Source organism: Pseudomonas folii, assembly GCF_014357575.1.
Lineage (GTDB): Bacteria > Pseudomonadota > Gammaproteobacteria > Pseudomonadales > Pseudomonadaceae > Aquipseudomonas > Aquipseudomonas folii.
In genome coordinates, this window is the sequence record NZ_JACONW010000067.1 from 17,450 (window position 1) to 29,685 (window position 12,236).

The 12,236-nt window shown below is 53.5% G+C and carries 9 protein-coding genes and 1 tRNA gene; 5 read left to right on the forward strand and 5 right to left on the reverse strand.

Features of this window, described 5'->3' with window-relative positions:
* Window positions 1–132 precede the first annotated feature (132 nt).
* Window positions 133–441, forward strand: coding sequence for a hypothetical protein (locus H8S59_RS15015; protein ID WP_095014225.1), 309 nt, complete (start codon window positions 133–135; stop codon window positions 439–441).
* Between the two features lie 887 nt (window positions 442–1,328).
* Here the strand turns inward: H8S59_RS15015 and H8S59_RS15020 are convergent.
* Both H8S59_RS15020 and H8S59_RS15025 read right to left on the reverse strand, forming a co-directional pair.
* Window positions 1,329–1,601 (reverse strand): hypothetical protein, encoded by a 273-nt coding sequence (locus H8S59_RS15020; protein WP_122364611.1) that lies wholly within the window; start codon window positions 1,599–1,601, stop codon window positions 1,329–1,331.
* 214 nt (window positions 1,602–1,815) lie between these two features.
* On the reverse strand, window positions 1,816–2,436 hold the full coding sequence (locus H8S59_RS15025; RefSeq protein WP_187521916.1) for a helix-turn-helix domain-containing protein: 621 nt from the start codon (window positions 2,434–2,436) through the stop codon (window positions 1,816–1,818).
* A gap of 405 nt (window positions 2,437–2,841) precedes the next feature.
* Here H8S59_RS15025 and H8S59_RS15030 point away from each other — a divergent pair, with 405 nt between their 5' ends.
* A complete protein-coding gene (locus H8S59_RS15030) occupies window positions 2,842–3,414 on the forward strand; it encodes a hypothetical protein (RefSeq protein WP_187521917.1) in 573 nt (190 codons plus the stop codon).
* 293 nt (window positions 3,415–3,707) lie between these two features.
* On the opposite strand, the gene H8S59_RS15035 is transcribed toward H8S59_RS15030, so the two are convergent.
* From H8S59_RS15035 to H8S59_RS15045, 3 genes are all read right to left on the reverse strand, one after another.
* Window positions 3,708–5,483: a DUF262 domain-containing protein gene (locus H8S59_RS15035; RefSeq protein ID WP_187521918.1), complete on the reverse strand. Its 1,776-nt coding sequence runs from the start codon at window positions 5,481–5,483 to the stop codon at window positions 3,708–3,710.
* Window positions 5,484–5,945: 462 nt separating this feature from the next.
* On the reverse strand, window positions 5,946–6,956 hold the full coding sequence (locus H8S59_RS15040) for a site-specific integrase (RefSeq protein WP_246475320.1): 1,011 nt from the start codon (window positions 6,954–6,956) through the stop codon (window positions 5,946–5,948).
* Between the two features lie 136 nt (window positions 6,957–7,092).
* Window positions 7,093–7,169, reverse strand: a tRNA-Arg gene (locus H8S59_RS15045).
* Between the two features lie 352 nt (window positions 7,170–7,521).
* Here H8S59_RS15045 and gabD point away from each other — a divergent pair.
* From gabD to H8S59_RS15060, 3 genes are all read left to right on the forward strand, one after another.
* Window positions 7,522–8,964, forward strand: a complete 1,443-nt coding sequence (gene gabD / locus H8S59_RS15050; protein ID WP_187521919.1) for an NADP-dependent succinate-semialdehyde dehydrogenase — start codon at window positions 7,522–7,524, stop codon at window positions 8,962–8,964.
* A 174-nt stretch (window positions 8,965–9,138) separates the two neighbouring features.
* The gene (gene gabT / locus H8S59_RS15055; RefSeq protein WP_187521920.1) at window positions 9,139–10,419 is read left to right on the forward strand and encodes a 4-aminobutyrate--2-oxoglutarate transaminase; all 1,281 of its coding nucleotides are present in this window, start codon (window positions 9,139–9,141) and stop codon (window positions 10,417–10,419) included.
* 323 nt (window positions 10,420–10,742) lie between these two features.
* Window positions 10,743–12,116, forward strand: a complete 1,374-nt coding sequence (locus H8S59_RS15060) for an HDOD domain-containing protein (protein WP_187521921.1) — start codon at window positions 10,743–10,745, stop codon at window positions 12,114–12,116.
* Window positions 12,117–12,236: the final 120 nt, after the last annotated feature.

The following is a 12,236-nucleotide window of genomic DNA, read 5'->3' on the forward strand; positions in this document are numbered from 1 at the left end:
TTGCCGTCCTATCCACTCTCGGTTTTTCGCTCGCTCACATTCGAGAGCTAAGACGCAAAGGCGGCTTCAGAGCCTCTTCCATTGCGCAGAACACACGAATGATCAATTGCCTAAAACAAAGGGAATCTGCCCATGCTGATTAACCACACGCCATTGAGAATCGCGTCCGGCGTCCTGGCGGCTACGACCATCGATTCTGTCCGCCGATCGACTTCGTATCATGCCTGCGGCTGGCAGATTCTTGACCGTTGGGCGTTTAATTCTCCCGAGCAGCTTCGCGCACTTGAAGCACAGGGAGAGCTGCTGCTTTTAGGGCGGTTGCTTGAACAGCAAATCGTCGAGCATGAGGCGCTCATTTCGCCCCTCGGATTGACGCAGCGGAGGCAAGGGCTTGCAGAGCATGAGGTTCTTGCGCTGTCAGGCATCTCTACCGAGTTGTGAGCCATCGACGGCAGCGCGTTCTACCACAACTTTCCGGCCATTGGCCGCAGTGGGGTCTCGGGGCTTGCCCTGAGCAGGGACGGTAGGCAAAGCAAAGAAGTGAAACGACTGCCGCGTTGCCGGTTGTACGTACGCCATTCATGGCGGTAGTACAAACCCTACCCTGTCCCAGTTCTTATCCACCAAATGGTTGCAGCCGTTGTGGACGATTTTGGTCAGAAAAGTTGTCTGCACGTAGGTGCTGGATTTCTTAGTCCTTGATCAATAAAAGCATCCTTGGGGAGGGGGCAGAGGAATCGTCCAATGACTCGATAAACACAAGAATCAGACGCCATCGGCCTAACAAAATTGACCATCAAAATATTTTGCGAAGTGAGCCCGGTAATTTTCAGAAAACACCGCAACACGACGCTGTACAAAGCACGGCGTTGGCTGTGATGGTGTCGGTATTGTGAAGTGCGCGCAGTTGCCGTTGGAGACTGTGCCTGGATCACTCGGGTAAAGAAGAGATCGACATCTGGGAGCACAGGGAAAGGTAGATCTGGTGATGCTGAGGGAGGCATTCGGTAGGCAAATCTGGATACGTCATCCATATCTGGAGTAAACGCTATGAGTGAAAGCTGGCTTAAGAAAATGTGGTCGCTCGCACTGCGACGGAAATCTGTAGACGCGATGAACGGTGGTAAGCCGGTTACCAGGTGCGGAACCCTCATGGTCTATGCGGGAGAGCTCAAGCTGATACCTGAGCTCATTCCCGAGTCAAAACCTGCCAGACGCTCCACGCCGCCCGATTCAGATTGAGTGCAGCATCTCAGGGTGGCTGAACGCCTGTCAGTAAAAGTGGAACGCCTTAACTGATACGCACGTTGGGTAGCCGGTACGCAGGGCTAGCTGCTTAGACTACCTTCCTGATCAAACAGAGCTCTGGCTGAGGGGCCATAGGTCGCGATGACATTCTCGATGGTATCCCGGTCGTTACAGTTCAAACTGCGGGTCAGGTCGAAGAGGGTGTTCCGCTCTGCTTTCCACTGGCTGATGATTTCAACATTCGGTTGGGCTTTCTTACGCTCGTAGAAAATCGACTCGGAACGGAGCGCTATCAAGCAACCCAAGACGTCCTGGGCGATTTCCAGTCTATGAGCATCTGATGACTCGATCATTTTTGAGAATTCCTTCTGATCGTTATCGTGGCCTGCCGGACTCCTAGATCCTGGCGAGTTAAGAGCAGCAATGGCGTACCGGCTGATATGGTTTTTTCTCGTATTGTATGGGTGACTATGTGTCACGTGAAATCCGGTTATACATGCCACTCAGTCACCTGAGTTGAGGTCATGCATGCCACCTTGTCACGTGACTGGCTGTCCTGTGTATAACTCATGTTTTGGTCGCCTTGCGCTCCCGGATCGAGTTCCGGATAGACAGCAGCTTGGTGTAGATGTCCGGATTGCTCTCGGCCAAATGGTCCAAGTCAGCTTGGCTGATCTGGAAGCCAATGTTGGTCTGGTTCTCGATGATCTGTAGGTTTTCGATGTGAATACCTTGGCCGACTGCCTCCCTGTTGAAGAGCATACGTTTCAGCTCCTCAACCGTGCTTTTGATCTGGGCTGGGCGGTACTCCCACTGTGCTTGGCCTCTGGGTCTTCCTTGCGAGTCGCTAATTACGATTTTTTCCGTGAGCTTGTATTCGTTATGTTTACGGGGTCGCGTCCTGCTGATGTAGCCTCGGGCTTCAAGCGTTTTGATCTCGCGCATAGCCTGGCGTGGACTGATCCCAGCTTTGCGAGCAATGGTTGGGATTGAAGGAATCGACAGTCCCGTTCTGAGATCGCAGTGGGATTTGATTACGCAGTAAACCGCGAATGCATACGGTCCTAGCTTTGCGAGTTCGTGATCCACCATGGCCTGGAAAATGTGAAACCAATAGGTGTTGGATTTCAGTTGATCCTGTGGTTCCTGCCCGATGGCTGCATCAACCGATAATTCCAGCTCACTCATTTCCGAGCCTCCACCTGAGCCTTCTTGGTAGGGCGCCCGACTTTATGTGGTCCTTCAGTCGAGGCTTGCTTGAGGAGAGGAGCCGATGTGATTGCCCCGGTACGCATCCACTGTCTGAGATCACCTAGCCGCCATCGCAAGCGTGACAGGCCGGGAACGGGCTCAAGCCCCGGCAGTTTGCGCTGACGCACTGTCAGAGCGCTGAAGCCTGTCAATGCAGCGACCTCGGCTACGCCAATCAGTACGTCATCTGCTAGCTTCTGAATCTTTTGAATGGTTTCGTAATCGATGCTCATCGTGACTGTCGCTCGGCTGCTATGGAATGCCTCCAGCTTTCGCCATGCGACTGCAGATTCACTAGGACACCTTTTTGACAGATGCGCGAATTAGCCAAAGAATGGTTCCATGCAACCACACATTCCCGATGCAGATGTCGACCCGGATGAAGCTTTCCAGCTTGTTTTTCGTGAACTGAAACGTCATGAGGAAACGGGCCGGAGAAACTTTGTTGTCCGCGTCCCCGTGGATCTGCTTGAGTACCTGTTCTCAGCCATTTTGCGCAAGTCGGGGATGTCGCGGGTGGCCCTTGAGCGGCTGCTGACGGAGCTGGGGATTTACGGATTCAAAGACGCGGACGGCCGGATTCTGCGACGGTATTTGAGCGGCCACACACGTATGGCTTGGCCGACCTACCAGCGTTTGATGCTATGGGCATTATCAAGCGGCTGGATCAGCATGTGGGCTTTCCGCGATTTGGTTTTTCGTTCATATGAGCGAGAAGCTGCTCAGCTTTGCGCACGCAAAATATTGAACACCCTCAAACGCCGGACGACGCTGCCTGATTTGACCAGGGAGGAGGTTGTCGCGTGCTTCTATGAGGTCTATCAGCTTAGGCAGCAGGAGCGCGATCAGGCTGCGGCTACTCGATTGCGAACCGATTCAGATACGAGAGAGCTTGTCCTGTCTCTTGATGGGTAATTGCGCGGACTTGAACGTCGATTTGCATTCGACTTGAGCAGCATACTGGGTGTCATTGATCGACTGAATACGACCTGAAGCAGCCATTAACTACTTAGCTGGTCATAGCTATCGATCAAAAGGAAGACCTAGGATCCTCCGAACAAGTCATTTTGAGCTGCTGAGCTCCCTGTAATTGTATGAGCTCAAGCAGGCTCTTCGAGCGAACAACAGACTTGTTCGGAGGGTTCCTAACAGTACTGGCCTTCCGTGTCGTTATTTCAAAACGACTTCAGTGAAGTAATTGCGTAACCTCATTGGTAGTCAACATATTCTGGATGCCAGTTTTGCATGCAGAACTTAACAATCTTTTTCTCTCTACGATCAATCGACCGAACACCCCAGTGCCCGTCAACCACAAAAGAGTCTAGTTCATTCTGAGTTTTATATGGAGCAAGCATAAAATATTTAGAGGTTTTAACATTGATACTACTATTTCCCTTCGATGCATTTGCAGATGCGGGATCGAAAGTGAGATTGCCGAGTCGATGAATGTGGTCCTCTAAAAACTGGTCATCTATTTCTGGAATAATAGATTCCAGTTTTACGATCCCGATCTCTTTAGGGTTCTGCGAGGCAATATGCTCCACAGTTAAAGTTGTGCGCTTTGAAGAGTTGCGAAATTCCGCCTCGGACATGTTGGAGCATATAGGCTGCTCGGACTGTCTTAAGTGGTTTTCGTACTTCCAGAACAGGTAGCCAATATCTTTTGGATTCATAAAATCGTAAAAATTTGTATATTGGAGGTGCTCCTTGAATATCTTGTCAGGGCTATTTGATTTTATAAGCGAAGATAGCTTGTCAAACAAAGGTATAAACTTCCCTCCAAAATCTCTGGCAGCTGTGAACAAGGTTGCTTGGCCAGTGTTAGAGCGTGTTTTCTGAACTGAATAAACTCTGAAGCTGTATATTTCTAAAAATCTGCAAACTGATTCAAAATTCTTCTTTTTGCCAGCTGTGTCAAGCTTATAGGTCTTAAGTAGCAATGGGTAAAAATTTCCAAGTCTTTCTAGGCAAACTAAATCCCTATACGAATTACAATCGGATCGCATAAGCTGACCAATCGTCCTAAAGCTTTCTTTAAGCTCCTTGGTAAATCGATCAATAAAATCTAGTACTTCAATTTTTTTGTCCTTGGCAATTAGCGGGTTGATCTTTTTCTTGATGAATTCGACCGGTTGTTGGTAATCAGATTTGTCTGTCCACTTTTCGAAAGCTACGCAGTGATAAGATAACGCTGCGTCCTCCGACAGTTTTTCATCGAAATCTTCCAGTTCTCGATATATGTCAGTAAAGCGATCTTGGATAGACGATAGATGGATATCTAGATCCTCTCCTGCAGCTAGGTATGTCTTGTACATCAAAAAACTTTTGATCTTCTCTAGATTTGTTAACTTTTTACCTCGGTCATTAGTGGTTTCGAATATTAACGTAGCCTCCGCTGTGTCCTTTACAGAGTAAGTGAGAACTTTGGTGTTCGAGTCGAGTTTCGACTTGAAATCTAACAGCTCAGCAGTCGACTTGTTTTTTAACTGTGTTGAAAAAAAGATTTTCGCTTTGAAAAGTCGTCGTTGTGAGGGTGTTTGTATATAGTCTTTTCCATGTCCATCACCAATTATATAGCTCTGGAAGAAATCGTTATCTGGAGAGATTGCATGAAGTTTTGAACGGTTTTTGCTCGATATATAGGTTTCCACCACAAGGTCTAGGCCTTGATTCAAGAATTCGTCATCAGTCAACCTTGTCGATAGTTCAGTTAGAAGCGCCTTCATAAATATTATGATCGTCGTTATACGTTGTTGCCCATCGACTACGTCAATTACGTCGTAGCCTTGATGTTTGTTACCTTGTTCTTGAAATAAAATCGTACCCAGAAAATAATCTCTTTCTAAAGACTGATTTTCAATGTCCTCAATAAAATCTGGCAACTGCCTGGTATCCTCCCAAGCGTACGCCCGCTGGTAATCTGGGATTTTGAACACTTTTCGACCATCGAATAACTCTTTCAGCTTTTTCTGTCCGTTTTCCATTACGAATCCTATCTTATGTTCAAAAACCCAATCAGATACCGGCGAATGGCGGCCAGAGGCCAGTATCATCGATAAGTAGCAGAGCATAGATTTCCGGTCGATACCACCCTCATGGCGCTGCCTCAGGCTGTAGGCATCCGATCCGTGTCTCGGCTTTATTGCAGAGCTTCAACATTGACAGTGCTTGGAGACTGCTATGGCACAACGTTGTCTTCTAAGAGGTGACAGATCATTGTGGAAATGAGGTTGCCTACACTCACCGCAAAATCTGAACGACTCAGGTTCTGCAGGAGCGCTGTTAGATCGCTTTCGGCTGCTGGCAAACGTGGAGGGCTGATTTGGGTCGACTTCTGCCGGTCAAAGACACACAGTCTGCTGGCCTCTTCCAACGCACACGACTGGTCAGCCGTGCGCAAATGATGCTCCGTCTGTGCAATTACCCCACCGACGGGTGTGGTTCGATCAAGCTAGCTTCGCTGCCAACTCTTCCGCTGTGATGTTGTAGTAACGCTTGAGCATGTTCACCTCCCGATGCCCCGTCACGCTCGCGAGCTCGATCAAATTCGGCAGCTTGGTCGCGAGCCGACAGGTCGCTTCATGCCGCAGGTCGTGAAACCGTAGATTGATCAGGAAGTCTTCCTGAGGCGTGACCTGCGCTACGTCGCAATCTCCCAAGTATTTCAGCCTCGCACGCTCCAGACCTCTCACAAATGCCTTCTTGAGGGCATCTGCAGTGGTGGGGAAGACTCGCCCGCACAGCGAGCGCGGTAAATCCTTCAGCAACTGAATAGCGTTCGGTGAAAGCGGGACGGTTCTGGGCAGTCCGTTCTTCGTCGCGGGTAGGTGCGCGGTTCTACGTTCCAGGTTCACATGCTTCCAGCGCAGCTCGAAAATCTCGCCACGGCGCATGGCTGTCTCAATCGCGAGTTGGACGATGGGCCGTATCCAGGGATTGTGTGATGCATCGGCGTAGGTCCCATCAGCACGTCGCTCACGAAGCTCCAAGGCTCCGAGCATGTATTGCTCTTCAATTGGATCGAGCCGTCGCGAGCGCTCGTCGTTGTAGCTGGGGCGGCTGACCATCCTGATTGGATTCTCGGCCAGATGAATGCCCCATTCGCGGCGGGCGACCTCAATCACGCACTGAAACAAAGCCAGCTCACGTTTCACCGTATTGCCTTTGCGGATCTTCAGACGCCCGTCACGGTAACGGACAAAATCTGAAGAGGTGAAGGTGGCAAAGAGGCGCGTAGCCAGCGGATGACGCTTGAGCGCTTCCAGGCGTTTGATTTCCGAGTACGCGCCTTTGTGCTTCGGAGCGATCTCGGAGACGTAGCGATCAACGAGTTGATGGAAGGCGGTGCGTTCAGCCTCGACGCGAGAGACAAAGATGCCCCGGTCGATTTCGCTTTCGATCATGCGGGCCCAGGCTTGGGCGTCCGATTTGGTTTCGAGGGTTTCGCTGGGCTGCATAACCCTTATGGCGAATTGGCGCTTCCACCAATCCACTACCGGTGCACGCAGAGATGTTCTGCCAAAAACAACAAAGCCCGCACAAGGCGGGCTTCGAGTGAATCTCAGGCTGCTAATCCAGCCCTGAAATCAAATATGGTGCACCAGGCGGGATTCGAACCCACGACCCCTGCCTTCGGAGGGCAGTACTCTATCCAGCTGAGCTACTGGTGCAATGCGGGCGCCATGATACTCATCTGGTTGGCGGGCGTCCATGCTGGTGAGTGCTGTTGTTGATTTTGCACGTTTCAAGGTGTTTGGACGACGCTGATCAGAAAATTCGGCGGATGTTGGCAATTGCGTTCTTTTTTTCGAACGGCCTATTGTCCTTTGCCCTAGCAGTCCCTAGGATTCGTTTGAGATTTCAAACGCTCTTGTCCGGTTTTCCTGCACTTTGTGACCCTGCGTTGCGGGGGCCGGCGAATGATTTCCTGATGGCGGCCTTGTTCGAGGCGCCTTTTGAACGATCAAAAACTTGCTCCGCCGGTGTGCGGCGCATTTTCGGTATATCAAAGCGGAGGCCGACATGCAGCTCAAAGATTCCACGTTGTTCCGCCAGCAAGCCTATATCAATGGCGCCTGGCTGGATGCGGACAATGGTGAGACGATCAAGGTCAACAACCCGGCAACGGATGAAGTCCTGGGCACCGTGCCGAAGATGGGCGCTGCTGAAACCCGTCGTGCGATTGAAGCGGCTGACAAGGCGTTGCCCGCCTGGCGTGCACTGACCGCCAAGGACCGTGGCAACAAGCTGCGTCGCTGGTTTGAGCTGATGATCGAGAATCAGGATGACCTGGCTCGCTTGATGACGCTGGAGCAGGGCAAGCCGCTGGCCGAGGCCAAAGGCGAGATCGGTTATGCCGCTTCCTTTATTGAGTGGTTCGCGGAAGAAGCCAAGCGCGTTTACGGCGATGTGATTCCGGGCCATCAGCCGGACAAGCGTCTGATCGTGCTCAAGCAGCCGATTGGTGTGACCGCCGCGATCACGCCCTGGAACTTCCCGGCTGCGATGATCACCCGTAAAGCGGGTCCGGCGCTGGCTGCCGGTTGCACCATGGTGCTCAAGCCTGCTTCGCAAACCCCTTACTCCGCACTGGCGCTGGCTGAACTGGCCGAGCGTGCAGGCATCCCGGCGGGCGTGTTCAGCGTTGTCACTGGCAGCGCGGGCGATATTGGCAGCGAACTGACCGGTAACCCGATCGTGCGCAAGCTGTCCTTCACCGGCTCGACCGAGATTGGTCGCCAGTTGATGGCTGAATGCTCCAAGGACATCAAGAAGGTCTCGCTGGAACTGGGCGGCAACGCGCCGTTCATCGTGTTCGACGATGCGGATCTGGATAAGGCCGTCGAAGGCGCGATCATTTCCAAGTACCGCAACAACGGTCAGACCTGTGTCTGCGCCAACCGGATCTACGTGCAGGACGCGGTTTACGATGCGTTCGCTGAAAAGCTCAAGGTCGCAGTGGCCAAGCTGAAGATCGGTAACGGTCTGGAAGAAGGCACCACCACTGGCCCGCTGATCGACGGCAAGGCGGTGGCGAAGGTTAAAGAGCACATTGCGGATGCGGTGAGCAAAGGCGCGAAAGTGCTGTTCGGTGGCAACAGCATCGAAGGCAATTTCTTCGAGCCGACTATTCTGGTCAACGTGTCCAAAGATGCGGCCGTTGCCAAAGAAGAAACCTTCGGCCCGCTGGCGCCGCTGTTCCGCTTCAAAGACGAAGCTGAAGTGATCGCCATGTCCAACGACACTGAGTTTGGTCTGGCGTCGTACTTCTATGCTCAGAACATGAGCCGCGTGTTCCGCGTTGCTGAAGCGCTGGAGTACGGCATGGTGGGTATCAACACCGGCCTGATCTCCAACGAAGTCGCGCCGTTCGGCGGCATCAAGGCCTCGGGTCTGGGCCGTGAAGGCTCGAAGTACGGCATCGAAGATTATCTGGAAATCAAGTACCTCTGCCTGTCGGTTTAACGCAGGGGGTTGCAGCCGCCGGGGCGCGAGAGCGACGTTTCGGCGGTTTTTAGTGGCACCCAAAACCTTTTTGGTGGCCGGAGGCCGTGACAGTCGATCATCGAATGCTGTCACGCGTTGATCCGCCGCTTGATCCTTGAACCACGCCGACCGATGAGCGGCGAATGAGGAAACATGACCCAGACAAACGCAGAATTGATGCAACGCCGCGAAGCCGCTGTTCCACGCGGTGTTGGCCAGATCCACCCGATCTTCGCTGAGTCCGCGAAGAACGCCACGGTTACCGACGTTGAAGGTCGTGAGTTCATCGACTTCGCGGGCGGTATCGCCGTACTGAACACCGGTCACCTGCACCCGAAAATCATTGCCGCCGTGCAAGAGCAACTGACCAAGCTGACTCACACCTGCTTCCAGGTGCTGGCCTACGAGCCCTACGTTGAGCTGTGCGAGAAGATCAACGCCAAGGTGCCAGGTGATTTCGCTAAGAAAACCCTGCTGGTCACTACCGGTTCCGAAGCGGTAGAGAACGCCGTGAAGATTGCTCGCGCTGCCACTGGCCGTGCTGGCGTGATCGCGTTCACCGGCGCTTACCACGGTCGCACCATGATGACCTTGGGCCTGACCGGTAAAGTCGTGCCTTACTCGGCAGGCATGGGCCTGATGCCGGGCGGTATTTTCCGTGCGCTGTACCCGTGTGAACTGCATGGCATCAGCGTCGACGATTCCATCGCCAGCATCGAGCGCATCTTCAAGAACGATGCTGAGCCTAAAGACATCGCGGCAATCATCATCGAGCCGGTTCAGGGCGAAGGTGGTTTCTACGTGGCGCCGAAAGCGTTCATGGCTCGCCTGCGCGAACTGTGCGACAAGCACGGCATCCTGTTGATCGCTGACGAAGTGCAGACGGGCGCGGGTCGTACCGGTACGTTCTTCGCCATGGAACAGATGGGCGTGACCGCTGACCTGACGACTTTCGCCAAGTCCATCGCGGGCGGTTTCCCGCTGGCCGGTGTGTGCGGTAAAGCTGAATACATGGACGCCATCGCCCCAGGCGGTCTGGGCGGCACTTATGCCGGTAGCCCGGTGGCCTGTGCTGCTGCGCTGGCGGTGTTGCAGGTTTTTGAAGAAGAGCATCTGCTGGATCGTTGCAAAGCGGTCGGCGAGCGTCTGGTGACGGGCCTCAAGGCCATTCAGGCCAAATACCCGGTAATCGGTGAAGTCCGTGCGATGGGTGCGATGATCGCGGTTGAGCTGTTCGAAAACGGCGACTCCCACAAGCCCAACGCCGCTGCTGTTGCGCAGGTTGTGGCCAAGGCTCGCGACAAGGGTTTGATCCTGCTGTCGTGCGGCACCTACGGCAACGTGTTGCGCGTGCTGGTACCGCTGACCTCGCCGGACGAGCAACTGGATAAAGGTCTGGCAATCATCGAAGAATGTTTCGCTGAGCTGGCGTGAAAATGCCAGGGTCGCAATTGATTAAAATGTGACCAAACGGACAAAAAAGACCCGCTTCGGCGGGTTTTTTTGCGTTTAAAAGGGGTAAATGAGGGTTTTTATCTATATCCCTTCGTATGCATTGGCTAAGGTGGGTGCATTGCTGTTGAGGATTTAAAAATGCTCCTGACACAGTACGTTCGTGCTGCAAGACGTGAACGTGTAGTAGCTGCCGAAGGCTGCGAATGGCGTAGTGTCTGATACACCGCTTCGCAGCCTTCGGCAGCTCCTACGGAAATACATTTCAGTTCATTGGTTATGAGTTGCTCGACGAGAGAGTTCTGATGACAGCTGTAGATTTACCTGCGGGACCTCGGGTATTGATTGCTGAGTCCGATCCATGGATTCGTGAAACGCTCAGTGAGTTGATCCTGAGCGTGCGTGACGATGTTGCGCTCGAGATTTGCAGCGATGGCAAGCAGGCCGTCGAGTTCATGAAGAAACACATCCCTGATCTGATCATCGCCGCCAGAGAGTTGCCTGTTGTCGACGGTTTGAGTCTGTTGCGTGGCGTGCGCGGTTTGCGTCGTCAGCCTCCATTGCCTTTTATCCTGATCAGTAATCGCGGTGACACGGCCAGTGTTCGCGAGGTCGTGCCATTGGCGCCTACGGCGTACCTGACCAAGCCGCTGGACACTGAAAAGCTGCGCCAGCGCATTGAAGGCTTGCTGCTGGCGTGTCCGGTGCCGGGTGCAGTGCCAGCGCTCGCACCGGGTCAGACGCTGAGCAAGTACCTCGAAAAACACCGGGACACCGCCGACGGTGCGCCGTTATTTGTGGATGTCGCCACCGCCTTGAAGCTCAGCCAGGTAGGCAGTGGCGTCGATGCGACCTTGCTTGAGCAAGAGCTGCGCAGCGATCCACATATCACCGCGGTGCTGATTGCCGCTGCCAATACGGCTGCCAAGCATCTGGTCAAGCCTGTGCAGACGCTGGGTGCGGCGCTGGCGCTTCTGGGGGCTCCGCAGAGTGCCAGCATTGTTTCCGCGTTGACCAAGAAGCGCGTGTCGATCCTGACCAACAATGCGTTGCAGATGAAGGCCAGCGAGTTCTGGGAGATGTCGCAACGTACCGCGGAATACGCGCGGGTGTTGGCGGGCATGCTTGAAGTCGACCCCGAACGTTGTTTCTGCGCGGGGCTGCTGCTGTCACTGGGCGATCTCGCGGTGCTGGGTTGTTTGCAGGAATGGCTGCTGGCCGGTGGCAAGCTGGATGATCAACAGATCGAAAAAGCGCTGGAACAGTACTCTGCCGCTTACGGTTCGGCGCTGCGTGTCCGCTGGCGTTTGCCACTTGAATTGCGGGAGCTGACGTCGTCGGTTTATCAGTACAACACCGGGGTTTATACCCGCGAAGTGTTGGTCATGAACCTGGCCGGACACATGGCGCGCCTGGGTGACGAGGACAGCGTGACGACTCTGCTCAAGACCAAGCCTGCCCGGTTGTTGAAGCTGACCGTCGCGGACTTGCAGCGGTTGCGCAAGAAGCTGACTGGCGTGACTGATCCAAGTTTGTTGTCAGCGCCAGTGGGGCTGGTGGTGGAAACGTTGGCTGATGACGAGGATGAAGGTCCGGATCTGCTGGATGGCGCGCCGGAGGCGGAGCCTGAAGCGGTTGCCGATGAGACGCCAGCGGCTGAGCAGGATTCGTCGAGGTAGCTTCATTGGCTATAGGATGCCATCACGCATTCATTTGAACTGGAATGCGTTTTCCTGCCGGGAATGCTATGTCTGCCTGCAAGCTAATGTAACGACGTGGGACCGGCTTTAGCCGGGAAG